Below are 25680 nucleotides of genomic sequence, written 5' to 3' on the forward strand. Positions count from 1 at the left end.
TATTAAGTGAAATAACTATGACAGCATGGAAACAACTGACTATCTATGTTAGCGAGTCTGATAGTTGGCAACATCAACCCCTTCACCAAGCTCTATTAGGAATAGCTCGCAAACAGAGAATAATAGGAATGACGGTGATGCCGGCAATTTCCGGATATGGCAAGCATGGTATTTTTCGCACTATGAACGAGCTCGATCCATCTACTGAGTCTTGTGTGCTACCACTTGTTATGACAGTTATTGATAGTGAAATTGCGATTGCTGAATTTTTTTCCTTAGTCAAAGATATGCTTAAAGATAAGTTTGTCACCTGTCAGAGCATAGAAGTTTTCTCACCATTGGTAACGCTTCAAGGGCAGTAATCATGGCTCATAATCACAGTCATAGTAACGGACACGACCACGGTGGCAGTAATTACAACCGTGCTTTCATTATCAGTGTCGCGCTCAACACGGGGTTTGTCATCATTGAGGCATTTTATGGTATTATTGCCAACTCCTTGGCACTGCTTGCTGATGCAGGTCACAATCTCAGTGATGTTTTGGGTTTGCTACTCGCTTGGGGAGCAAGCATTCTCGCTCGTCGCAAACCGACAGCACGCCGCACCTACGGATTGCGTCGCTCTTCAATTTTAGCTGCGCTTTTAAACGCCGCCTTTCTCCTAGTTATTTCCGGCGGTATTGGCTGGGAAGCAATCCTACGATTTCGTGAACCCGCTCCAGTAGCAGGGGGAACGGTAATTACAGTAGCAGCTATAGGAATCGCTATTAACACGATAAGTGCTTTGATGTTCCTATCAGGGCGTAAGAGTGACTTGAACATTAGAGGCGCATTCCTACATCTAGTTGCAGATGCTGCAGTATCAGTAGGGGTTGTTCTGGCTGGCATTGCAATTATTGCCACTGGCTGGCTGTGGTTCGATCCTGCTGTGAGTTTAATTGTCACTGTAGTAATTGTAGCTGGCACCTGGCAACTGTTCCAAGAATCTCTCAACTTGGTGACAGATGCTGTACCAGCAGGTATTGAACCGCTTGCAGTTCGCACGTACTTAGCTGAACTTCCTGGTGTGAGTAGTGTTCATGACTTGCATATTTGGGCAATGAGTACCACCGAAACAGCACTCACGGCTCACTTGGTTATACCTGCAGGACATCCCGGTGATGCTTTTTTCACACGGGTAAATCGAGAACTTCACGACAATTTTGGCATTGAACACGCCACAATCCAAATAGAAACTGGAGACCCAAATTATCCATGTTCTCTTGCTCAAGAAAATGAAAATGTTGTTTAAAGGTGAGAAAATACTCTCAATTTTTATTGATCAATTTCTGAAAATTAACTAGTTGATTAAGTTTTTAATAAAAACGACAAAATAATTACAACCGTCTTCTCAGTGAATGTTGTTTTGTCGGTTGATTTTTCATCTTAATTTCATTCTGATTCCATAGAATAAAGGTTAGAGACTTAATTCTTGACTTTTATAGCTCTCTAGCACTTTCTAGTTGTGTCACTAATTTCTAGAATTGTGCTTTTGAATATCTATGACAAATTAAGATGAAATCAAGATTACCAAGTAAAAAAAACAGCATAATTCCCCGATCTATCTTGCGCACCATAGATAAATTTAAGCAGACGTTAGATCCAAATGCCGAGTCTAAAGTTATTGAAGAGTTTCGCGCTTCTCGTTATCAAACTATTTCCTCCATCCGTTTTTTGTTAATTCTGATTGTAGTTCCCCTTTTAGTCAATCAGCTTTCTAGAAATTTTGTAATCAGTCCGCTAGTTAAAAATTTTTGGAATCAAGAAAAGGTGGAGATTTTTTTAAACGCTTCTCAACAAGAAAAAGCCTTGGCTGAACTGAAAAGATTTGAGCAAGTCCTTAACTTTGAAGCTCGAATTGGTAAAATCCCAAAACTCTCTGCCGAGGTTGTACAGAACAAGCTCAAGGAAAAAGCCAATACTATAGCAGAAGAATATAAAGCTGAAAGTATTAATGCAGTGACAAATATCTTTGCCGATATACTGACAGCCATTACATTTATTGTTTTAATTTTCAAAGGACAAAAACAACTATCTATTCTCAAGTCTTTTGCTGGCGATACAACTTATAGTTTAAGTGACTCTGCCAAAGCTTTTTTAATTATTCTATCTACTGATATATTTGTTGGTTATCACTCTCCTTATGGTTGGGAAATCATTTTAGAAAGTACTTTAAAGCATTACGGATTTCCAGAAAACAAAAGTTTTATTTCTCTGTTTATTGCTACTGTCCCAGTAATAATGGATACTATTTTTAAGTATTGGATTTTTCGTTATCTTAACCGCAGTTTTCCTTCAGCCGTTGCTACCTACCGCAACATGAATGAATAATTTTTATGTCCGAAATTTTGACACAACAAATACTACAACTATGTCAACATCCAACACCCAAACAAAGACTTCAAATGCTCAATTCACAACAGATATAGTTCAGAGTTATCTGCAAGAAATTGGTCGTGTACCATTGTTAACCTATAAGGAAGAGATTTTTTATGGCAAGCAGGTGCAACAGATGATGGCGTTGCAAAAGAAAAGAGAAGCCCTGAAGAAACAACTGAACTATGAACCAACCCAAAAAGAGCTAGCTGAGTACGTTCAACTCACTGAAGCCCAATTGAAGGGAATTTTTCAGCGTGGCACATGGGCAAAGCAAAAAATGATAGAAGCGAATCTACGCTTAGTGGTTTCCATTGCCAAACGATATCAGGAGCGAAATTTAGAGTTTATGGATCTGATTCAGGAGGGAACGCTAGGTTTGCAGCGCGGTGTAGAGAAGTTTGACCCCACACGCGGCTACAAGTTCTCGACTTATGCCTACTGGTGGATTCGTCAGGCAATTACACGGGCAATTTCTCAGCAAGGACGAACTATTCGACTTCCAATTCATATTGGCGAAAAGTTGAACAAACTTAAGAAAGTGCAAACAGAACTATCTCAGAAATTGGGGCGCAGTCCCAGTGCGGGTGAAATTGCACAACAGATGGAATTAAACCCTGCCCAAATCCACGAACTTCTGATGATGAGTCGTCAACCTGTCTCGCTAGACAAACAAGTGGGCGATAACGAGGACACCGAATTGCAAAACTTTTTAACAGAAGCTCAAGGAGCGTCATCTGAAACCTACATAATTCAAGATTTCCTGTGTCAAGATATCCATACCTCACTGACAGAACTAACTCCCCAGCAGCAACAAATCCTAACTCTACGCTATGGCTTGGAGGACGGTTATGAACTCACACAGGTGCAGGTGGCTAAACAGCTCAATCTTAGCTGGCGAAGAGTTCGTTATGTAGAGCAACAAGCACTTAGTTACCTCCGTTATCGCCAAGCAAATCTACGGGAGTATATTGTCAGTTAGCTGTATCAGTAAATAATTTGCTTAACGGTTATTCTCTCTAAAAATTTAATCCAAAAAAATAGTTAACTCGCCACTTGAAAAATTTTTGATAATTTGTCAAAAAAAGATACTTAATTACCCACACTACATCGAAAGTCTAGGCTTTGAGATGGGTAATTAACTTGCTTATTTAGGTTATTGAAAAAACCGTATATAGCAACCCTTGCTCTTATGCAACAACTGAATGTAAACAAAATAGTTTTCCTCAGATTTAGTTATGAGAAAGTTTGAAGGTATTAAATACAAACGCTCTTTGAGCAAAGATATAGTCGCGTCTTTCGTTGTGTTTCTCGTTGCTCTTCCACTGTCGATGGGGATTGCGATCGCCTCAGGAGTTCCTCCGGCTCGTGGTTTGGTAACAGGAATAATTGGTGGAATAGTTGTCGGGGCTATTTCTGGTTCAGCATTGCAAGTCAGTGGACCTGCAGCTGGGCTAGCGGTTATTGTTGCGGAACTAGTTCAGAATAATGGTATCGAAATGCTCGGTTCCGTTATACTCCTGGCAGGTTTGATACAGTTGCTGGCGGGAGTATTTAAGTTTGGTAAAATATTCCGCGCCATATCTCCAGCAGTTATTTATGGAATGCTTGCAGGTATTGGCGTGTTAATTTTCGCTTCCCAATTCCATGTGATGCTTAAAGAAAAGCCACGTGCTACTGGAATTGAAAATCTAATTTCGATTCCCATATCCCTTTACCATACTTTTTTTGACTATGACAATATTAGCCATTTGATGGCTGCTGCTATTGGTGTTACTACCTTAATCGTGCTTCTGCTGTGGGATAAATTCAAGCCGCGAAGCTTGAAGCTGATACCTGGAGCATTGATTGCTGTGGTAATAGCCAGCACTCTAGCCAACTTGTTCCATCTACCAATTCCTTATGTTGATGTACCTGCAAATCTAACCGAAGTCATTCAAGTCCCAACGCCTGCCAACTTGATTCGCCTGATGAATCCACCGCTACTGATATCAGCTACGGCAATTGCCTTCATTGCCAGTGCGGAAAGCTTACTCTCAGCAGCAGCAGTGGATCGGCTGCACCAAGGCTCAAAAACAGATTTTGACCGCGAATTAGCTGCACAAGGTTTTGGTAACATGGTTTGCGGGGCGCTAGGAGTCTTACCAATGACAGGAGTGATTGTCCGTAGCTCTGTGAACGTCAAAGCAGGGGCTAAAACAAGACTGTCAGCAATACTTCATGGTGTATGGATACTTGTCTTGGTAGTTGCCGCACCTGGTTTACTAAAGATGATTCCCATGTCCAGCCTCGCTGCAATTCTGGTTGTTACAGGCTACAAGTTGGTGGAAGTAGAGAACATCCGCAAGCTCAAACAGTACGGGCGTGTGCCTGTAGTCATTTTCTTTGCAACCTTTGTTGGAATTGTAGCTGCCGATCTGCTTACGGGTGTGCTGATTGGCATTGTGCTGACCACAATAGCGCTAATTTACAAAATATCCTACCTAAATATATACTTTGAGAGGGATGAAAAAAATTGCAAAATTGATATCCACATAGAAGGAACTGCAACATTTATTCGGCTGCCAAAGATGGCTTCTGTTCTAGAGCAAATGCCAGCAGATACCGAGTTGTATGTTCACCTTGAGAATTTGGCTTATATTGACCACTCTTGCCTTGACTGGTTATCAATGTGGGCGGAGCAACAACAACAGAGAGGAAGTACAGTGATTATGCACTGGGATAGACTGGAGAAGCGCTTCCGCAGACCTTTCCAAAGCTAGTAGTCCGCCATTTTTGCAAAAATCTGCTTCAACAGTATAAAATTTCATCCGAATTTCATTCCAGTTTGTCAAACTATTAAACGATAGTGTCATTCCAGTTACTTCTGGAACTATGCTAACTCTTGAAATGAACAACGTAAGAAACAGCAGCAACGACTGCTGATGATAAGTTATACAAAATTTCTGCTCTTATCGTTGGCATTAATACAGACCTATGTATTAGTGTGACTACGCTTAGAGTTTATTGATGAACAAACTTTAAAGGTATATCTGCTCGTTATGAAAGTTCTGCTAGTTGAAGATGAGCCAGATCTAGGCGCATCGATTCAACGAAAATTGAGCAAAGAAAAATATATTGTTGACTGGATTTTAGACGGCACTGAAGCTTGGATTTGCCTGGAAAACCAATGGACGCAATATACACTGGCAATCTTTGATTGGTTGCTGCCAGGAATATCGGGTTTAGAACTCTGCAAGCGATTACGGCTTCGTGGTAACCCCTTGCCTGTACTGATGCTTACAGCTAAAGACAGTATGGCAGATAAGGTGGCTGGACTGGATGCAGGGGCTGATGATTATTTGGTCAAACCATTTGGGATGGCAGAACTGCTGGCGCGGCTGCGAGCATTGCAAAGGCGATCGCCCCAGTTTCAACCTCAGCAACTTCAAGTTGGTAGCCTTATTTTAGATTATGGTAGTGGTACGGCTTGTTATCAACAGCCCAATGGTGATAGTCAGGTCATTTCTTTAACAAAGAAAGAATTTCATCTGCTGGAATACTTCATGAAACGTCCTAACCAGATTCTTAGCCGCGAACAAATTTTGAGCCATCTTTATACGTTGAATGCGGAACGTGTTAGTAATGTGGTGGCGGCTCAAATTCGACTGTTGCGACGTAAATTGTCAGAACATGGTTGTGATGGTTTTATCGAAACCGTCCCGAGTATGGGCTATCGTTTCAATTCCAGCGATGCAAATTAGACTGTTTCGTCAGACTCGCACCTGGCTCGCTCTGTGGTATGCAGTCGTTATGGGTCTGATTTTGACTCTATGCGGTTTCGTCGTTTATGAGGTAATTGTTGATGCTTATTTAGTTTCCATCAAACGGGAACTAGAGTCTGTGACAGGCACACTGCATAATGTCATTGAACCGAATTTGAAACAACCCGGTCGCATAGAGCCGATCTTTCAGCAAGTTTTACTCAATACTTGTGTAATTGAGTCCGGTTGTCCTACCCAAACAATCTTTGGGCACAAACAACGCACCCTTGCTGAAGATGACATTATTAGTACTATCCACAGAGATAAGCAATATTACATACGTTTTATCGATAGTTCGGGACGGTTAATTGCTGTGGTTGGTTTCCTGCCTGACAAATTACCACCAACTGTGCAAACAAAAGTGTGGCAAACAGTCAAAGACCCGCAAGGCAATCGTTATAATCAAAAGTCTCTGCCGTTGCATACTCAAGATAATCAGGTTTGGGGCTATATACAGGTGGGGCGCTCTCTTAAAGAGCTTGATAATCGTCTCGCTGCTTTAAAACTGGTCTTGGCGTTGGGATTGCCCATTACAGTACTCCTCGTTGGTGGTTCTAGTTGGTGGCTGGCGGGGTTGGCGATGCGACGAATTGACAGATCATACAAACAAATGCAACAGTTTACGTCTGATGCTTCCCATGAATTGCGTACTCCTCTAACAGCAATTAATGCAACAGTAGAAACTGTACTTGATACGGAGCATTTGTCTCTTGCAGAAGCGCGAGATACCCTGGCATCTATTCAACGTCAGAATTACCGACTCGCTGAACTGGTTGGTGATTTACTGCTACTGTCTCGATTGGATCAGCAAGAGCTGACAACACAATGGGAACCTTGCTGTCTCAACATTTTGATTAATGACCTTATAGAAGAGTTTTCCGCGTTAGCAAGTGCAGCTTCTTTACAATTAACATCTTCAGTTCTATGCCATCAACCGTTGTATGTGATGGGGGATGAAGACCAACTTTTACGTCTGCTTTCTAATTTAATTGCTAATGCTATTAAATACACCAGAGCCGGTGGTTATGTCACTGTCATTCTCAAACGCAACAACGGTCATGCTGTAATTGAAGTTCAAGACACAGGCATTGGCATTGCACTTGGTGAGCAAAAGCGGATTTTTAATCGCTTTTATCGGGTGAATAGCGATCGCTCACGTACCACTGGTGGATCAGGATTAGGACTGGCGATCGCGACTGCTATTGTTCAAGCACATGGAGGTAGCCTTCATGTGCAAAGCGAAGTTGGTAAAGGTAGCACCTTCATCGTTCAATTGCCTTTAACAGTTACCCCGTTATTAAACTCAAACCGATGAAAGTCTGCTTCTAAGATACCCTTGCTTGTGGTTTGAGCTTCGACTGTATCAGCAATCCAATCACCATACCAATGCCCACAAAAGCAGTAAAGTAGAATAAACCAAGCAACCGGACAGACATTGGTGGTGCAATCCCCTCTACTTCAACTGACTGTGCCACTTTCACTGGTGTAAACTGACGCGATAATCCGCTTAGAGGAGTTAGTTCCACCTCAACTTTATGGGGTGAACCATTGTCAAAAGATAGTTTGAGAGAGGTATTGGTGCCAAAATTCTTTTTTTAGACTCTAAGTACAAATATGATAATAAATATACTCAATCAATCTAACTAGGCTCGTAGCATAATGTATGCGCCTAGAGGTTGATCTTTCTTTCAGATTTTCTGAGATTATGAGAAAAATATGAAAGACTTCAACCGAGAAACTCATGACGCAAGAAAAACACAGACCCAGTCTTAGCGAGGTTCACCGCAGTATCAAAATTCCTTCAAGCAACAGCTTTTGGCGCAAAATGCTTGCCTATGGAGGACCAGGGTATTTGGTGTCAGTTGGCTATATGGACCCAGGTAACTGGGCGACTGACATCGCTGGGGGGTCTAAATTTGGTTACACTTTGTTGACAGTCATCTTGTTGTCGAACCTCATGGCGATATTACTGCAATCGCTGTGCGTGCGTTTAGGTGTTGCGACAGGGCGAGATTTGGCGCAGGCTTGTCGGGACTATTTCAGTCCACGAATCAGCTTTTGTTTATGGGTTCTGTGTGAGATTGCTATTGCTGCGTGTGACTTAGCGGAACTACTTGGAAGTGCCATCGCACTGCAACTTTTGTTTGGTATTCCCTTAGTTTGGGGAGTCTGTATCACTGCCCTAGATGTACTTGTATTGTTATTTCTGCAAGGAAAAGGCTTTCGTTATGTAGAAGCTTTGGTAATTATGCTGATAGCAACTGTAGGCATCTGTTTCACAGCAGAAACTATTTTTTCTCGACCTGATTTTGGGGGAATACTGTTTGGATATCTACCCAAGCGAGAGATTTTACAGAACCCAGAAATGCTCTATATTGCAATCGGTATTTTAGGGGCAACAGTCATGCCTCATAACTTATATTTACACTCCTCAATTGTACAAACACGCGATTGGCAACCAACAACTGAAAAACGGTGGGAAGCGATTAAATTTGGTACGATTGATTCAACAGTAGCTTTATCGTTAGCACTGTTTATTAATTCAGCAATTTTAATTGTTTCTGCAGCCACGTTTCATGATTCTGGAAATCAGAATGTGGCAGAAATTCAAGAAGCTTACAAACTGCTTTCCCCATTGTTAGGAGTGAGTGCAGCTAGTGCTATATTTGGTATTGCTTTACTTGCTTCTGGACAAAGTTCAACGCTGACTGCTACTTTGGCTGGGCAGATTGTCATGGAAGGATTTTTGCAATTTCGTCTTCCTTCCTGGTTACGCCGTTTAGTAACCCGTTTACTTGCTATTATTCCAGCGTTGATGACAATTATTATATTCGGAGAAAATAGTACAAGCAGCTTAATAGTTCTTAGTCAAGTTATTCTCAGTTTACAGTTAGCGTTTGCAGTGATTCCATTGGTGATGTTTACGAGCAACCACCGCTTCATGGGTGAGTTTGTGAATCCGCTATGGCTCAAATTTTTAGCCTGGGGAGTTGCAATTGTCATCGTCTGCTTAAATACTTGGTTACTATTACAAAGTCTTTTGGGTTGGTTGCATCTTGTCCCTTAATTTGTTTGACTCGTATACAATAATCGTAATCGGGAATACTTCTGTGCAAATCTACCTCGTATTTCTAGCACAGAGAAAGTCAAGCCATGAACTACATTCATAAAACAATCGCAATCCTGGGAATAACGAGTGTAGTAGGTGGATTGCCTGCTGCTATCTCTGCACAAGTACCACAAAGTCGCACCCAGCAAACGAATTTTCAGGGATACTATAGCCAAGGAGTGCAAAAGTTAAATCAAGGCAACTTCAACGGAGCTATTGAGGATTTCAACTCTGTAGTACAGTTGAATCCTAGATATTATGAAGGTTATTGCCTGCGGGGGCTAGCAGAATTTCATTTAGGAAACTTGAAAGCAGCGCTGAGCGATTTTAACTCGACGTTGCGGCTAAATCCCAACCATGCGGATGCTTACAGAGGTCGGGGAACTGCTTATGCTCAACTGGGAGATTTCCAAAAAGCGATCGCCGACTTCACTCAGACAATAAAAATTGATCCAACTTCACCAGATGGCTACTACAATCTGGGACTTGCCAATTTTAAACAGGGAAATCATAAGCAAGCTGTTGTAAATTTTAACTCTGCCCTCAATAGAAATCCCAATCTAGCTGATGCTTATGGTAACCGGGGACTTGCTCAGTATGCTTTGGGAGACAACAAGAGCGCTGTTGCTGATTTAAAGCAGGCTGCAAGCTTGTTTCAACAACAAGGAAATACTCAAGGGTATCAGCAAACACAAGCCTTCCTTCAGCAGATTCAGCAGTAAGCAATGCAAAATTCAACATTGTCAAACCTGTTTTGAACAGGCTTATTGATAGGGTGGGCAAGCTTTGCTCACCCTTATTTTTAACACAAATCAGTGCAGACGGAAACAAAGTTGTGATGCGTATTGTCAAACTAGATTATTTCAGGAAAAAAATCACTTGACCTTCTGACAGTCAATGGAATAACCTGAACGCTCAAGCACGTTCTTCAAGGAAACCTATGAACAGAAAACTTATACTGAATTTGCTTTCTAGTTCCTCCATTTTTGTATCACTGATGTCTACGCTGGGAGTCATCAATCCCGCCCACGCTGCTATGACTCAGCGATTAACGCATACCAGCGATGGTCGTACCTGCATAACACATCCCCACGCTAGTTTCAAAACTCCTGTATGCATTAAAGATTCTGAAAGAAATCCGAATGCCCCGCCCGTACGTTCAACAACTCTTACTACAAACAAATCAGATCAGAACGTCGCCATGCTGAACTTTACTGAAGAGGAAAGTAATACTGCGATGCGGTTATTTACCTGCGACTGCCCGTATTGTATAAATTCTTTGCGTCAGCTGCGCGGTACTGGGAATTTGGTGTATTAGAGCGCTTGTTGCTACTTCCATCTAAGTAGCAACGGGTACATTAGCGAAGGGTTGATAAGGTTAATGCTACCGTCAAACAAGCCCTCGACAACTACCCCATCGAAAAGCCTCTGAAGTCCTGCTATAAGATGGCTTCAGAAGCTTAGACTTCTAAAAAACACATTTTTAAACCCCTATATATCAAGCAGGGCTGTTTCATCCGCTAAGGAACAAGATTTGTCAATATGATTGGCGATAAAAATTCTAAGTAAGGGTGACGAGAAAATAGCTTTTTAGCTACTCAAATTAGGAATAAAAAGTCTTGAGTACCGAGTGCTCAGTGCTGAGTTGAAAGACCACTCACAAGGGCTAGAGTATAGCCCTGTCAAGGTGACTGTAAGTAGGTGAAACCCTCATTTTTGCGTTGAATTATTTTTGCGTTTGCAATCCTCTAGTCTCTCGTTATGTCTTTTATTGTCAGTAATTCAAAATTATTGACAATGAAGAGGGGAAATGAAAAGACGCCATAAATTTCATTTGGACTGTTGTTTACGATTTTGGTTGCCATTTTTAGTTCTAGGGGAGGGTTTTGATCTCACCTTGACAGGGCTAGGGCTAGAGTATTAACCCTTAAGGGGAGAAGAGGTTAATTGACCTTGAATTTACGTAAACGACGATACAGCCCTTTAAATCCGTAAATAGAACGAACGCCATTAAACACCGTGACATCGAAGGGCAATTGAATAGTAAAAGTACTACTTTTACCTAATTCAGTTTGCACATTCAAGCTGCCGTGGTGTGCCTGAACAATAGCCTGCGCGATCGCCAACCCTAATCCAGAACCACCAGTGCTACGTGAGCGATCGCCACTCACCCGATAGAAACGGTCAAAAATCCGAGACAGTTCATGTTGTGGAATGCCAATGCCTGTATCTTGAACCTGAATCACAGCATAATGCTCATTGCGGTCTAAAATAACTGTGACCTCTCCTCCTTGAGGTGTATATTGAATTGCATTGATAATTAAGTTAGAAATCAAACGATAAAGCTGCTCAGGATTGCCTACAATATTCAAAGGTTGATGCACCTTTATAAAGGATGTCAGCTTCACCTCGACTGAAGTAGCCATCGCTGCAAACTCTTCTACTAAATCGTCAACAACATCATTAAGGCAACAAAGCTCGCGTCGCATCGGCATAGGTTGTCGATCCAAGCGAGCTAAAAGCAGCAAATCTGTCACTAAAGTCGTGAGTCGCTGATTCTGACGCTGTATAGTTTGCAGAATATCCCGCGTTTCTGTTTCATCCAGTTGCGGCATTAAAAGCGTTGACTCCACCGTCGCCTGTGTTGCAGCTAAAGGTGTTCGTAACTCGTGTGCTGCATCTGCTGTAAATTGTTGAATTTGTCTGTAGGATTGGTAAATCGGTTGCATCGCTAATCCTGCTAACCACCAACTAGCAAGACCAACTAGACCCATTGCCACTGGCAATCCCAATGCTAAAATCAATTTCACACCATCTAAATAACTATTGAAGTCTTCCAGACTTCGCCCCACTTGCATATACCCCCAATCACGATTATCTTCGGTGTGTAGCCTAAAGGATATTTGGTGGAAAAACTTGCCTTTGCTGTCTTTAACAGTTTGCCAAAGTTCCTTCTTAAAAACTGGGGATAGTTCTTGTGGATGAAAACCAGCGATAGCAGTCAAGCGTCCGGAATTATCGAAAAAGCGAACATAATAATAACCTTGGTTAATAGCGGTGAGAGTATGGCGTTTGAAAGATTGCTCTTGAATACACCTGTCTCCAACTGTGCAGATATTTGGTAGTAGCTGCTTTAAAACTGGTTCCAAGTGTCCAGGTTGCTGTAGTTTTAGTTCAACACTGTCATGCAGGGTTCCTGCAACTGATTCTATTTCTCGATCTAAGGTTATCCGATGAGCATGGGACACCGCTTGGTAAACGCCAAATCCGCACAAACCTAAGATAAGAGCCATGACGAGTGCATACCACGAAGCCAGACGAATACGAGTCAGCTTAAACAGTTTATTTTGGTTCATTGGTAAGTTTCAAACGATATCCCATGCCATGCAAAGTTTCAATGGGGTTTTCACAGCCACTCGACGCTAGCTTACGACGCAGCAAACGCATTTGAGCTGCCACTACATTGCTAGCAGGTTCTGCACTCACCTCCCAAAGCTGATTGCGAATCTGTTCTGTGGTAACAATTTGGTTCGGGTGCTTCATAAAATACTCTAGGAGCTGGAATTCTTTATTAGTTAGGGGAATGACTTGTTTTTCCCTCGTAGCATTCTGAAACACAACCGCACTATTACCATAATCTAGAGTTAGATTGCCAACTATCAGTTCTGGGGATTGAAAATGAGGAGAACGACGTTGCAGAGCACGTAACCGCGCTAGTAATTCTGCCATGCTAAATGGCTTCACCAAGTAGTCATCAGCTCCTGCATCTAGCCCAGCCACTTTATCTGCCATACTGTCTTTAGCTGTAAGTATCAGCACGGGCAGAGGATTTTTGTTGCTACGTAACCTTTTGCACAACTCCAATCCTGACATTCCTGGCAACATCCAATCGAAAATAGCTAGCGTATATTGTGTCCATCTATTTTCTAGATATGCCCATGCCTCAGTACCATCCATAACCCAGTCAACCAAGTACTTTTCTTGGTGTAAAGTTCGCTTGATAGCGGTACCCAAATCTGGTTCATCCTCGACTAACAGTACTCTCATAAAGTTAACCTATTACTTGTCAACTGGTATTTCTAAAACACTTTTGCAGTATGCTCATCCCACTGTTAGCAAACTTCATTTGTCAAATCCAAATTTTGTATAATTCACTACTTATAATAATTGAATGAACTAAAACCAGTGATGACTGTGAGAAAAACTCAATAAACCTTCTTGCCCAAACACTGTATGGGTTTAGTGAGAGGAGTTATAAAATTAACTTTTTGCAAGGAGTCTATTGAGTCAATATTTATATTGACAGATAAGTATGAAATTAGGATGAAATGCCAGCTTCTGAAAAGACGCATGGAATTTTTATCCTAAACTTGCGAGGATTGTTCATCATCTGACTATCTCTGTTCAATCGAAAAACTTGGTTTTTGAGACCTTTACTTTTGTTTACAAACAGCCTCTCAAGGTTTTAACAGTAAGAAAAACTCAATAGACCTAATTGCTATCAATCGGTAGGTGTAAGTGAGACACAGTTAGTAAAATCATGGAAACTAACTACTTGCAAAAGGTCTACTGAATTACTTTTTGTGAGTTACTTTTTATTATGATATGTAAGTATGAAATTAAGATGAAATCTTGAGCAATATAATATTTTTTATCTGTACTTAAAACAAGACCCTAGACAAATGCTAGGGTCTTGCATTCGCTCATTTACTATTAAATAAAATTTGACTTGAAGACAGTTATAGGTGTACCAAAGCCTGCTTGCTGCAAGCTTTAGTTTCTCGACTTGACAAGAGCCAATTGCTAATAGTTATAAATCAGTTAATAGTGAACAGTCAGCAAAGATGTATGGAGGCATTTAGACCCGCCATCAATGCGTTCCACGCTCTTAATGGAGGAACCGTTACCCAAGTGATGAAACTGATAACTGTTAATTATTAGCTATTAGCAGTTTTAGAAAGTAAACGTGGTACGCAGTGTACCTACGTAAACAGTGTCGTTCCTGTCATTATGTTCTGGATTGAAGATAACCAACACACCAGGCGTGACAGCAATGTTTTCAGTCAATTGCAGTCTGTACAGCGCCTCTAGATGGTAGGATGTGTCCCTGTCTTGACGACGAATACCGTTTGTTTGGACGAATTCGTTGCCAGTTGCTTTAGGTGGTTGACCAAAGATAAAACCAAGCACATTACCTTGTCTGCCAAAGTCTTTGAAAGCAACGTTAGCAGCCCAATACTCAAAGTATGCATTAGCACCATTTGCCGTACCGCCTTTAGCTTCTGCCTCACTGTAACCATACCAACCACCAAGCGTAACCTTGGGACCTAGTCTCAAGGTAGCTTCTACGCCATAGTGGTCAGCAGTCAGAGCAGCGCCACCGAAGGGATTATTAGCATACTGACTCCCTGTAGAGTTAAAGAGGTTAATGCTATTGTTAGCAACATTTCCTATATTTTGATAGGTGCGAGCATAGGTTAAACCGATATTGAATGCCTGATTAGGCTGGAAGGATATCTGACCAAGGGCTGCATATCCACCATTTAAAAAACCTGATCCATCATTAGGATTGTTAGCTCTGTCGGCTAGATAAGCCGCTGACACGGTGATAGGTCCTTTGGGATTGAAGGATAATGTTGCACCTGCACCACCCTCACCTACGCGGTAAATGGGGCTGAAACGACCGTAGCGAGAGATACTACCCCTACCAGAGCTGTTGAACTCAGGGGTAAAGGTGTTGAGATTTTCATATAATAGACCACCAAATGCATCAACCTGAACGCGTACGGCGTCGCCTAGATTAAATGCATAGTTTAGTTTGTCAATCAGAACGTCGTTGCTGTCATTTCCATCAAAACTCAGACGGGTCATATTTGTACCCGTTACGCCTGTACCATAAGGAGTGACATTCCGAGCCTGCAAACGGATTTGCAACCGGTCTGAGCCAAAGAAGCTGGAGAGCAAGTTCAGACGAACCCGGTCAGCGAAAATGGTATTAGAATTCAAGTCCTGAGCTGTTGCCGGGTTTACACCAGAGGGAACAGCCCGATTATCGCTACCAAAAATGTCAGATAGATTGAAAATCGCTTCACCAACCAGTTTTGTCGTGGTAGAGAATTGATTTGCTTCTAATTCAGCAGTACGAGCTTCTAAGGCATCAACACGACCGCGTAGAGTAGCCAATTCAGCAGAGAATTCTTCTTGTAAACGCTGCAAGGTAGCTAAGTCTTCTTTCCTGACTAAGTCAGCGGTAGCTGTTGCAATCAGTTCATTCACTCGATCCAAACAGGCGTTCAAACCAGCCGCAAACTCATAACGGGTCAAAGCGCGGTTACCACGATAGGTACCATTGGGATAACCTGCAATACAACCGTAGCGCTCTACCAGAGACTGTAATGCTTGAAATGCCCAATCTGTTGGCTGTACGTCGGAAAACTGAGAAACAGATGTTACTTGACCAATGTTGTCAGATTGTGCTGTCAACTGAGAGACGGAAGTCACCTGTTCGTTGACAGAAGAAGCCATAGCGCTATTCGCAGTGAAGAATGTGGCTGCCAGAACAACCGGACTTAGCTTCAGAACGTTCCGGAATTGTGTTGTCATAATTTTTTCTCTCTCACACCTAAATTCGGCTTAGATATGATTTGTTGTTTTTTCACATCTAAGTAAGTATTTCCAGAGTTCACTCCTATAAATTAGGTTCTCAGATCAAGATGAAATTAGGATGAAATTCTGAATTTTTGAATCAAATAAATCAGTAAGTAAGAGATGCATTTTCTAAACAATTTGTCAACTTTAATCCAAAGAAAAGTGTTAGCATACTAAGATGAAATTAGGATGAAATTCCAAATGTTTGAATCAAACAAATCAGTAAGTAAGAGATGTATTTTGTAAACGATTTGTCAACTGATATCAAATCATAAATTTTAGCATACTAATATGAAATTAAGATGAAAATTTATTTGACTCAAGAAGATTTCTAAAAATCATTGACGGTTCTACACATAAAGTTTGTCTGCGTCCAAGAGAATGCCAATTAAGGCTATACAAACAAAATCCGCATTGTCAGTAATGATTTTTAAATAAATATCCAATCAAAAGCCAGAAATTTCATCCAAATTTCATTTTTGATTTGCAGTATAGAAAACAGCAGGTTTATTCATAGCTGAATGTAGACAAAAAATAGGCTTGCTTTAGAGTACGGAAAGCCAAAACAAATCATGGAATTTGTTGAGGTTCACCATTGTTCAAGATGCCATACATAAGAAATGGCTTTTTTATGATCAAGAACCCTGGACAGCCATTTTCTTGTTGACCTGTACTTCAATCAATTCCTGAAACTTTTCGTTCGAGAGTGAAGATATGATTTATGAATCAGTAGCCAGTTGTGTTGGTCAAACACCGCTCGTTCGTTTACGTCGATTATTTCCCCAAGCAGATCTCGATATTATCGCCAAACTAGAGTTTTTGAATCCTGGTGGTAGTGTTAAAGACCGTCCAGCTAGATTCATTGTTGAAAAGGGATTGCAAGACGGTACTATCAATTCTCGAACCCACCTAGTTGAGAGTACCTCTGGTAATTTGGGTATCGCCTTAGCAATGATGGCGCGAGTTTACAAGCTTTCATTCACCTGTGTGGTTGACCCTAAAATCTCACCAACTAATTTGCAAATACTCCAGCAATTGGGCGCTAATGTCGATATGGTGACAAAGCCCGATGATCAAGGGGGCTACCTGAAGACACGGATTCAGCGTGTGCAGGAATTAGTTAAGACTATTCCTCATAGCTTGTGGATTAATCAATATGCTAACCAGCTAAACTGGCAAGCGCATTACAACGGTATTGGTGGTGAAATTATTGCCAATTTAGATGGTGGTCTTGACTGTGTGGTGATTGCAGTTAGCACTACAGGAACAATATTAGGAGTAGCTCGTCGCCTGCGCGAAAAATTTCCCAATATCCGAGTAATTGCTGTTGATGCTGTCGGGTCGGTAATCTTTGGTGCTCCTGCAGGTAAGCGCGAGCTACCTGGTATCGGCTCCAGTCGTGTTCCCGAGTTGTTAAACAAGACTGAGATTGATGAGATTGTCTATGTCGATGATTGGGAATCTATGCAAGGTTGCCGTGACCTAGTAACTCATGAAGGCATTTTTGCAGGTGGTTCGTCTGGGTCTGTTGTTGCTGCTATCAAAAAGCTTCTCCCCACTTTCCCTAAACCTTATCGTGTGTTGACAGTGTTTCCAGATCGAGGGGAGCGCTATCTTGATTTGGTCTATAACGATGACTGGGTAACGCGACTCCAGAGGCTAACAGCAGTAGTTTAATAATAGGACTTACGCACTCGTGACGAAAAATAAGGCTTTGCGATTGCTTCCCTTCGGTCGCAATGACAGAATTGCGTTATTTTTGCGTAAGTCCTGAATAAGTAAAATCCCCAGACTCAGGGAGCGCATCTACCCTCTGATAGCTCGTCATTACCGAATTTTACCTTTTTATGACTAGCCATCTTCTGCACCTTTTGTTTACTCGCTTCATTTTCTGGCATGGCGATGCTTCATGGAGGTTAGATGTTTTATGCTGGCAAATTTTTCTGACTTATTTTTAATGAATTTTAAGGGAGAACTGGCAGCTCTGGGAGTGGCGTTTTTGTGGGCACTGACTTCAGTTATCTACAGTCGCTTAGGAAAGAAAATTTTCCCGCTGGCGATGAACTTGAGCAAAGGTGCGATCGCAATTGCGATGGCTTTCCTCACCATCCTTTTGAGTGGTGAGCAACTGCTGCCAGCAATTGACTCAATCCGCTTCATACTCCTACTTCTCAGCGGTGCTGTTGGAATTGGCATTGGCGATACTGCTTATTTTGCGGCATTGAACAATTTAGGGGCAAGACGGACGCTGCTATTGAAGACATTAGGTCCACCGATGGCTGCAATTGTATCGACTATTTTTTTGCACGAACAACTGTCATATGTTGCTTGGGTTGGTATTTTGTTAATTATTTTAGGTGTGGCTTGGGTAATTAGCGAACGAGTTAAAAATGCTACTACCAATGACAAGCTGATTGTTGGTGTCAGCTTTGCTCTGTTATCAGCATTCACAGACGCAATGGGTGCAGTTTTATCCCGTGCAGCGCTGGCAGAAACAACTATTAATTCCCTGTGGAGTGCGATGGTACGGCTAGTGGGTGGGGTATTAATACTGCTGTTGTGGCTGCCGATGAAGCGAGAACCAGTCCGCGCCTCTCTAAAAGAATTGCGGTCTGGGCGGATACTGGGCATCGTTATACTGTGTGCTTTTCTGAGTACTTACTTGGGCTTTTGGCTGCAACAAATCTCTCTTAAATTCAGTCCTGCAGCCATTGCTAAGTCCCTCAATGCTACGAGTCCTCTGTTTGTCCTGCCGTTTGCTTTCTTTATTGGAGAGAAAATCAGTCTGCGGGCAATTCTGGGCGTGTTGGTGGCGATCGCTGGGATGGGGCTGTTGTTTATCTACCGCTGATTGCGGATAACGAGTATTTTCATAGCCAAAATCCTTAGAAAATTATTGACCTCCCACGGCTTTAGCGTAGCGTGGGATTCTTGAATCATAGGAGAGGAGTTCTACTGAACTTACTTTCCTACGCGCATCTTGATCGTTTACCCAACGACTGCACACCCTCTATTGAGGACGACTTGAGCGGCTTTTGATGTTTTGAATTATAGCTCTTAAGTGGGAGATGAAAAGCCTCCATTCTTGCTAACTGAAGCTCTAAGTTACGTTGAGCAACGTGGCGAGCAGTTGGAAGAGTTAAAGGAGGACTTAGGGATTATTAGCAACAGACTAATGTCCTACCAGTAAGAAAGATTTTGTAATCAAAGCAGATAATTAGCGAAGAATATTTTTTAATAGTCTAAAAAATGTTTTATTTAGCTTTTCCTAAAAAAATGAAACCCTCTTAGTTTATCAATAGTAATAGCTATGCATAAAGAAATGAAATCAAAATGAAATTTTGGATGAATGTAGTGAGAAATACATAGATAACAGTTCTATCTATAGATAGACGCGCTTTTTTCTACATAAACCCTAAAGTATCATCAGTTGTCATTGTTATATTATTGACGCTGGCAATCCCAAATTCTATGGTCAAGAAAAGTTTGTTGCTCTACTAGTTAAATGTTTTTGTTTGTGGTGTTTTGATTGAAAGCTCAATGCAACAATCAAGCAATAGTATTAATTGAGGAGTACATGACTACAACTGTAACAAGCAGTACACTTGCTGCTGTTTTTGGTATAACTTTGAGGGTCTGCTCTTACAGCAGTACACCGACAACTTTAGATCCGGTTTCTCTCCTCAAATTCGCGCTTAGTACTGGATTTACTTGTATTTGGTGCTTTCGGTATAAGTTTAATGCTAAAGCATAACCCACTTAAGCAGGAATTAACTAGCGCTCTTAGCAGCAGGTCTAGTTAATTCTAAGCTCGGCTTTGCTATGCTCAAGCACTGCTTAACCTAAAGTATTGGTTAAGCACTTCAATAACGCCAGAAGTTTTTTACCATCTTGGTCTGCTTAATGAGCCTAGTTAGATTGGATACCTTTGCCCTGTAGGCAATATGACATTCCCTAACTAGGCAGCTATTTCATGTGCAAGTTTTGCTGTTTTATTTACTTTTATAGGATGAAAAAGGCATCCTTGATAGCTTAACAAACAAGTTATCTAAACCAATAGGACAGATGTTCCGTAACAACAAAAGCTTACTACCACGTTTAAGCGCTAGCATCGGCTTACAAATGCTTCTAGCCCTGACACCCGCTTTAAGTGCTTTTACAGTTGCGATTGAGCCTATACTGGCAAGCCAACCTGCTCCGAGAAATAGGCTCACACAAGTTGAAATCCGTCTTCTACGGGATCTGATTGACGGTCACAACTTTGCAATTGAGATGTCGAAGATATGTTTGCAAAGAGCTACACTCAAAGAATTAAAATCGGTTTGTCAGCAGGTTATCACTAATCAGCAGGAAGAGATTCAAACAATGCAGTCGTGGCTTAGTGACTGGTATGGCATTACATACTCACCGACATCAAACAAGTTTAGTCAGAATGTGATAAATCAGCTAGCAGGGCTGAGTGGAGATGATTTCAACATCACATTCATGAAGACTTTAACCTCACACCACTGGGGTGCCATCATATTTGCTGGGGAAATTACTGACCGTGCTTACCATGTAGAATTTGTCAATCTAGCTGCCAATGTTGTCACTGCGCAAGTAAACGAAATCAATCAATTACGAGGCTGGCTCAAAAATATCTATAACATAGAGTATGTAGGGGCAGCTGCAGCAGGTTCAGCTGCAGATACTCCTGATTCTGAACGCAGTCTTCTTAATCCTGAGAATTATCCAAAGTAATTGAGTAGGTGGTGCAGTAGTAGTAAGTGAAAGCGCTTGTCACCTCCACTACTTATAAGAGTAAGAAATCGTCCTTACCTGGTTTAACCAAGTTTAGGCAAGTATTTTAGAGCAGAAAGACTGTAGATTAGTGAACGCCTGTACTGCATTGTTGTATAGCTTGGAGTCTTTCTGTAGTACCTCCACCAGTAGGTCTTGCTGGGGGAATTGCACAGCCTCTTGTGTTTGACTTATTCATGTTTTGGGATTTTTCTGTAGTAGGCTGACCAGTAGATTCAGTTGTAGGAGTGGATTGTTGGAGTCTGTTATTGCATTGCTGCAAGACTTGAAGTCGTGCAGCAGTAGCTCCGCCTGTAGGTCTTGCTGGGGGAATAGATTCACAAGCTTTTACAGTTGACTCACTTACGCTTCCATAGGCGGTAGAACCCGAAGATGTGTGAAGCAAAGCTATCCCTAAAGGAATTGCTAGGATAGATGTAGCGCGGATAATAAGTGTCTTCATAACCAAAATCCTCATAACATACAGTCACTCTGCCTAAATAGGGTAGGTCTGAATTCGAGCTACACCAAGTGAAATTTCTCCTTGAGATCCAGCATTCTTAGCGTAGACTCGGTATATCCAAGGTAGGCTATATCCTGCTTCGCTATTTCCTATAGTATTAACTCCATTCATCAAAATTGATAGCTTTGTCTCAGGCTCTACTGGTTGTGAGAAAGCTACCGTAGCTTTTCTGTTGTTAATAGAAACCGTCGCTGGTATTTTTTGACCTGATTGATTTTTCACCTCAATTCCTCTATTAATTTTTACCCCCTCTGGTAAATCAATTACTAGTTCTGCTAGAGGTTTTCCTACATAAACTTCAAATTCATGGGTAGCATCTACAGCAGTAGTATCACTAGGATAAGCAGTGCTATTGCCAAGATAGGAACCACTAGTATCGCCAGGTTTATCATTTGCCCAAACAGCAGGAACTGAAGATGTAATTGCTAAGGTCAATGCAGCTATGTAAATCATTTTTTTCATTTTAGTTATCCTTATGAGGTCACTTGATTAACTCTCTATTTATTAGTTTGACCGTGACTTATGAAACCAAAATGAAATTTTAGTGTTTGTTTTGAAAATAAATCTTGGGATTAATATATGCGAAATTGAGCTATACCTATGGGAATATCTTCGTCACTGCCAACAAATTTAGCCGAGAAGCGATAGATAACACTATTACCAAGAGTTGATCGTTTCACGTTTTTTAGGTCAATATCTAGCTTAGTATTGGGAGCAACTGATTCAAGAAAAGCCAATGAAACAGTTTTGCTATTGACAGAAATATTAGTGTTAATTTTCTGACCATTCTCATTCACAATATCGATATTCTTAATGTCAGCACTGATAGTTACATTGTTTGGAACGTTAATAATTAGCTGAGTGATAGCTTTACTGTTTTGGGGAATATGTAACCGGAAAGTGTATCTGATAAGCTGCCATCGCGCATAAGGAGGAAATTGCACATTTCCATCTATATGAGGCACTCTTCCATTATTCATCTTCGCAGTTGCATAATTAGCAGGAATTAAAACTGCAGCAGCTAGAGTCAATACTGCACCCGCATATATCAGTGATTTCTTCATTTTTCAATTTCTATGAATCAATTATGTCAGATGAATTTTAAGTTCATTCCAAAGAAATGAACTTGTTATTAACAAATGCATCACAATTTGGTCAAGCCAGACTTAACTATTTCCCTGCATTTACCTGTTAATCGGGGAAAGTTAGACAGCTTACTCGCCTTTAGCAGGTTCAACCTGCTGATGATGTTTTTGTCAAAGAGGTATGCTCCCTCTACTTACTAGGATGACAGGTCATGATGAAATCAAGATGAAATTCCAGCACTTATCGTCAAAGTTTATAGATTAATTAGAATGTGCAAATTGAGCGACACCTATGGGAATCTCTACGTCACTACCAACGACTTTAACCGAAAGATAGTAAACAGAGGTAGAACCAAGAGTTGGTTGTTGTACTTTGTTAAGATTTACTTGCAATTTAGTAGTGCTAGAAGTAACTGGTTTAGGAAAATCTATAATGATTCTTCTATTATTTACAGAAATATTAATTTTAATTTTTTGACCCTTATCATCCAATATATCAATATCATTACTTACAGCTACTGTGGATGGTGCGTCAATAATTAACTCGGAAAGGGCTTTACCATTTTTGGGAACGTGTATCTGAAAAGTTTGTTTAACAAGCTGCCAACCAGCAGGAGGTAATTGCATGTAATTTTCAAGATTAGCAACCTTATTATTATCTGTTTTGGCATTTGCATAGCCAGTAAAAATTGAAGCTGCGGTAGCAACACTACATACAGCAGTAGAAATCAGTGTTCTTTTCATTTGGCTGTTAAATTAGCAAACTATGTCACTTAGATTCAAATTTCTTTTTAGTGCATGAACCTTACAAAACCAGTGTAATAGGTCACTATGAAATTAAGATGAAATAACCAGCTTGGTAAAATAAATTTAAGGTGGATTTGCCATTCAACTAGAAATATTTTGTATTTTTGTTAGTAAAGTAGCCTGTCTTGATTTTGTACTATTTATTACCTTTATTCCTGGGTTATTACTAGCTGTTACTATCTGATTTGACTCGGTTTCTACATCAGGCACTTCAGAACCAGAAGCTAGGTTTTTGAGATTTTGGGCTAGGTTTCATTCTCATTTATCCTAAAAAATCAGGCTTATAGTAGTAGCATTCTGATAGAACTATAAGCCCAGAAATTGTGTGGAATAAAGCCAAGGAATTACTTTATAAATATTATTGTAAAAAATCAAGATGAAATTAAGATGAAATAAATTACTTTACTGTTATACGCGATAAGAAAACAGGCTTACAGTATAACTATAAGCCCGTCAGGATTGTGAAACATGAGGAGCATGTTTTTAATATTTATTATAGATAATGTAAATGAAATTAAGATGAAATCTCACGGTTAATCTCCTCATCAAATTAGATTGATTCTGAGAATAGCTGATTATCTCCTTTCACTCATTCTTAATATAAAACCAGACTTTCAGTCATACCAGAGTGGCATAACTAAAAAGCCTCTAATGACTATCAAAGCATAAATTGAGACGGCGAAACTTAGTATATGACCATGATGAAATCAAGATGAAATTTGAGATAACTATTGCACGTCTACCCAAAAATCAGCAGTGATGATTTTGCCATTACGATTAAACTGACCCCACATTTTATATTTTCCTGCTTGAGGAAAACTGGTGATAAAATGAATTTCTCCTGCTGGAGTGTTTTTCAATGCATGAGCATGAATGTAGTCTGCTTCTGTCAATGGTGATGACTGCTTGAGGATGACTAAATGTCCTCTTTCTCCTAAATAAGGTTTCAAATCTTTCAGTGGTTGGTTGTTAGCAGCGTCTTGTAAGTTGAAAATTAGATGAACTTCTTGTCCAGCTTTGATTGTAGGTTGAGATAATTTGAGATTAGCCTTAGTATCACCAAGAGTCTTTGTAGTAGCTAAATCAATTTTTGGTGCAGCTGGACTTTTTCCTGGAACTTGTGCTTTTAAGACCGAAACTTGTTCTGCTTTTCCTGCTACTTTGTAATCACTGAAAAGTGTGTAATTACCAGAATGGAGAAAATCAGCTTGGACTTCAAAGCGTCCATTTCCTTTGTATGTGGGATGGATGTGATTGAAAGACTGAAAATCATCACTCACGACGATTAAATGCATCAATTTTTCTTGGAAAGTATCGAAATTAGCAATTGGTCTTCCTTCTTTGTCTTTGACATCAATTGCTAAAGGTACAGGTTTTTTAGGAGTGATTTTGTCGGGGAGGGTGAGTTTCGCGGTAGCGTTCGCAGGTTCTAATTTGGAATTACTATCATGAGAATCACCCATATTATGACCTGTGTGCGGATTTTCCTCAGTCCTTGGAGTTTTGGAATCACCCATATTGTGACCTGTGTGCGGATTCGTATCTGCAACAGTACTAGCATTAGAGGTTGGTGTTTCGCCAGATTTTACTTGTGAGGCGCAAGCTTGAGTGATAAAAAGGGTTGAAGTGATAGCGAGTGCAGTGAAAAACCGCTTCATTTTTTCTCCAGGTGTGATTGCAAAATAGGGATACTTCCTTAGTGAACTTGATCTTTATCATCAGTCTGTCAGAAGAAAATGAAATTAGGATGAAATCCTACTCTGCAATGATGATAGTTATAAATACTTAGATGATCGCCTTTAATGAGCAATGACAACAGATGAGAGCGATTGCGCGGAGCAAGAGACGCACCTTGGCATATCGCTTACCTAACTAATTGAAAACAGTTTCTTATTGTGGGTTAACATACACTTCTAAAATTTGATTTACTAGGTAGGGCAGACGAGACGCCCACCCCACAATAAATTTAGTTTTTAGAGAATGCAAATTGAAGGTCTTTTAGCTTATTTACCTCCAGTTTCAGCTATTTCAACTCAGAATCTGACCTACACCAGCAGCTTGAAGTTGCTCTCGATTCGGTTTACCAGTCAGAACCAGTTTTCCATTAATGGCGATCGCTGGCACTGCATTCACTCCATACTGCTGGGCTTTCTCCTGCTCTTGTCGCAGTTCATAGACCGATACTTCACAATTAGGGCAAGTCAATTCTTGCACCAATTGAACTGTCTCATCGCAAAGAGGACAGTCAGCCGTAAAAATTTCTATTTGACGTTTCGTCATGATGTCCACCGAGAATTTTCCTTACTCATCCATTCTGAAGCCTCTAGTGAACTAGAGAGTCAACCCTTTTCTATTTTCTGAATTTGTTCTTTGACTTAACACCTAATTCTAATTAAGGTGACAGTGCTGTTTGGAAGTATTGCAATGAAATGTTAAATGAAATTCTTGCGCATATCTACTTGACTCTACAGCTGACTTGAGGGTTTAACATGACTCTAATTTATTTAACTG

The 25680-nt window shown here is 40.7% G+C and carries 23 protein-coding genes; 13 read left to right on the forward strand and 10 right to left on the reverse strand.

Annotated elements, in window-relative coordinates:
• The first annotated feature begins 17 nt into the window (after positions 1 to 17).
• The 7 genes from AC5590_RS04730 to rppB (AC5590_RS04760) all read left to right on the forward strand — a co-directional run bounded on the left by AC5590_RS04730 (position 18) and on the right by rppB (AC5590_RS04760) (position 7533).
• Positions 18 to 362: a DUF190 domain-containing protein gene (locus AC5590_RS04730; RefSeq protein WP_169263245.1), complete on the forward strand. Its 345-nt coding sequence runs from the start codon at positions 18 to 20 to the stop codon at positions 360 to 362.
• Positions 363 to 364: 2 nt separating this feature from the next.
• Positions 365 to 1291, forward strand: coding sequence for a cation diffusion facilitator family transporter (locus AC5590_RS04735; protein WP_169263246.1), 927 nt, complete (start codon positions 365 to 367; stop codon positions 1289 to 1291).
• A gap of 263 nt (positions 1292 to 1554) precedes the next feature.
• Positions 1555 to 2370: a CemA family protein gene (locus tag AC5590_RS04740; RefSeq protein WP_169263247.1), complete on the forward strand. Its 816-nt coding sequence runs from the start codon at positions 1555 to 1557 to the stop codon at positions 2368 to 2370.
• A 40-nt stretch (positions 2371 to 2410) separates the two neighbouring features.
• Positions 2411 to 3397: an RNA polymerase sigma factor, RpoD/SigA family gene (locus AC5590_RS04745; RefSeq protein ID WP_169263248.1), complete on the forward strand. Its 987-nt coding sequence runs from the start codon at positions 2411 to 2413 to the stop codon at positions 3395 to 3397.
• Between the two features lie 256 nt (positions 3398 to 3653).
• Positions 3654 to 5177 carry a SulP family inorganic anion transporter gene (locus AC5590_RS04750; RefSeq protein WP_169263249.1) on the forward strand — a complete coding sequence of 508 codons (1524 nt, stop codon included), beginning with the start codon at positions 3654 to 3656 and terminating at the stop codon, positions 5175 to 5177.
• A gap of 279 nt (positions 5178 to 5456) precedes the next feature.
• Positions 5457 to 6158 (forward strand): two-component system response regulator RppA, encoded by a 702-nt coding sequence (rppA, locus tag AC5590_RS04755; RefSeq protein ID WP_169263250.1) that lies wholly within the window; start codon positions 5457 to 5459, stop codon positions 6156 to 6158.
• Positions 6148 to 7533, forward strand: a complete 1386-nt coding sequence (rppB, locus tag AC5590_RS04760; protein WP_169263251.1) for a two-component system sensor histidine kinase RppB — start codon at positions 6148 to 6150, stop codon at positions 7531 to 7533. The genes rppA (AC5590_RS04755) and rppB (AC5590_RS04760) overlap by 11 nt, the downstream gene beginning before the upstream one ends.
• A gap of 10 nt (positions 7534 to 7543) precedes the next feature.
• Here the strand turns inward: rppB (AC5590_RS04760) and AC5590_RS04765 are convergent, their stop codons facing one another.
• Complete coding sequence (locus AC5590_RS04765) at positions 7544 to 7744, reverse strand: hypothetical protein (RefSeq protein ID WP_318284558.1); 201 nt, start codon at positions 7742 to 7744, stop codon at positions 7544 to 7546.
• A 215-nt stretch (positions 7745 to 7959) separates the two neighbouring features.
• Here AC5590_RS04765 and AC5590_RS04770 point away from each other — a divergent pair, with 215 nt between their 5' ends.
• The 3 genes from AC5590_RS04770 to AC5590_RS04780 all read left to right on the forward strand — a co-directional run bounded on the left by AC5590_RS04770 (position 7960) and on the right by AC5590_RS04780 (position 10645).
• The gene (locus AC5590_RS04770; protein ID WP_169263252.1) at positions 7960 to 9285 is read left to right on the forward strand and encodes an Nramp family divalent metal transporter; all 1326 of its coding nucleotides are present in this window, start codon (positions 7960 to 7962) and stop codon (positions 9283 to 9285) included.
• Between the two features lie 86 nt (positions 9286 to 9371).
• The gene (locus AC5590_RS04775; protein WP_169263253.1) at positions 9372 to 10049 is read left to right on the forward strand and encodes a tetratricopeptide repeat protein; all 678 of its coding nucleotides are present in this window, start codon (positions 9372 to 9374) and stop codon (positions 10047 to 10049) included.
• Positions 10050 to 10267: 218 nt separating this feature from the next.
• Complete coding sequence (locus AC5590_RS04780) at positions 10268 to 10645, forward strand: hypothetical protein (protein WP_169263254.1); 378 nt, start codon at positions 10268 to 10270, stop codon at positions 10643 to 10645.
• Positions 10646 to 11270: 625 nt separating this feature from the next.
• Here AC5590_RS04780 and rppB (AC5590_RS04785) read toward each other — a convergent pair.
• From rppB (AC5590_RS04785) to AC5590_RS04795, 3 genes are all read right to left on the reverse strand, one after another.
• Complete coding sequence (rppB, locus tag AC5590_RS04785) at positions 11271 to 12683, reverse strand: two-component system sensor histidine kinase RppB (RefSeq protein WP_169263255.1); 1413 nt, start codon at positions 12681 to 12683, stop codon at positions 11271 to 11273.
• A complete protein-coding gene (gene rppA / locus AC5590_RS04790) occupies positions 12670 to 13374 on the reverse strand; it encodes a two-component system response regulator RppA (RefSeq protein WP_169263256.1) in 705 nt (234 codons plus the stop codon). Before rppA (AC5590_RS04790) ends, rppB (AC5590_RS04785) begins: the two co-directional genes overlap by 14 nt.
• Before the next feature lie 906 nt (positions 13375 to 14280).
• Positions 14281 to 15930, reverse strand: a complete 1650-nt coding sequence (locus AC5590_RS04795; protein WP_169263257.1) for an iron uptake porin — start codon at positions 15928 to 15930, stop codon at positions 14281 to 14283.
• 759 nt (positions 15931 to 16689) lie between these two features.
• Here AC5590_RS04795 and sbnA point away from each other — a divergent pair.
• From sbnA to AC5590_RS04810, 3 genes are all read left to right on the forward strand, one after another.
• Complete coding sequence (gene sbnA, locus AC5590_RS04800) at positions 16690 to 17652, forward strand: 2,3-diaminopropionate biosynthesis protein SbnA (protein ID WP_169263258.1); 963 nt, start codon at positions 16690 to 16692, stop codon at positions 17650 to 17652.
• Positions 17653 to 17902: 250 nt separating this feature from the next.
• Positions 17903 to 18826, forward strand: coding sequence for a DMT family transporter (locus AC5590_RS04805; RefSeq protein ID WP_246163635.1), 924 nt, complete (start codon positions 17903 to 17905; stop codon positions 18824 to 18826).
• 1214 nt (positions 18827 to 20040) lie between these two features.
• Complete coding sequence (locus AC5590_RS04810; RefSeq protein ID WP_171978376.1) at positions 20041 to 20715, forward strand: DUF305 domain-containing protein; 675 nt, start codon at positions 20041 to 20043, stop codon at positions 20713 to 20715.
• 127 nt (positions 20716 to 20842) lie between these two features.
• Here the strand turns inward: AC5590_RS04810 and AC5590_RS04815 are convergent, their stop codons facing one another.
• The 6 genes from AC5590_RS04815 to AC5590_RS04840 all read right to left on the reverse strand — a co-directional run bounded on the left by AC5590_RS04815 (position 20843) and on the right by AC5590_RS04840 (position 25449).
• A complete protein-coding gene (locus tag AC5590_RS04815) occupies positions 20843 to 21217 on the reverse strand; it encodes a hypothetical protein (protein WP_169263259.1) in 375 nt (124 codons plus the stop codon).
• Positions 21218 to 21250: 33 nt separating this feature from the next.
• Positions 21251 to 21739 carry a hypothetical protein gene (locus AC5590_RS04820; RefSeq protein ID WP_169263260.1) on the reverse strand — a complete coding sequence of 163 codons (489 nt, stop codon included), beginning with the start codon at positions 21737 to 21739 and terminating at the stop codon, positions 21251 to 21253.
• Between the two features lie 110 nt (positions 21740 to 21849).
• Positions 21850 to 22341, reverse strand: coding sequence for a DUF2808 domain-containing protein (locus AC5590_RS04825; protein WP_169263261.1), 492 nt, complete (start codon positions 22339 to 22341; stop codon positions 21850 to 21852).
• 282 nt (positions 22342 to 22623) lie between these two features.
• Entirely contained in the window at positions 22624 to 23106 is a 483-nt protein-coding gene (locus AC5590_RS04830) for a DUF2808 domain-containing protein (protein WP_169263262.1), read from the reverse strand.
• A 791-nt stretch (positions 23107 to 23897) separates the two neighbouring features.
• A complete protein-coding gene (locus tag AC5590_RS04835) occupies positions 23898 to 24827 on the reverse strand; it encodes a DUF8832 domain-containing protein (RefSeq protein ID WP_169263263.1) in 930 nt (309 codons plus the stop codon).
• Positions 24828 to 25197: 370 nt separating this feature from the next.
• Positions 25198 to 25449, reverse strand: coding sequence for a thioredoxin family protein (locus AC5590_RS04840; protein ID WP_169263264.1), 252 nt, complete (start codon positions 25447 to 25449; stop codon positions 25198 to 25200).
• Between the last annotated feature and the right edge of the window lie 231 nt (positions 25450 to 25680).

It is taken from the genome of Brasilonema octagenarum UFV-OR1 (assembly GCF_963888615.1).
Classification (GTDB): Bacteria; Cyanobacteriota; Cyanobacteriia; order Cyanobacteriales; family Nostocaceae; genus Brasilonema; species Brasilonema sennae.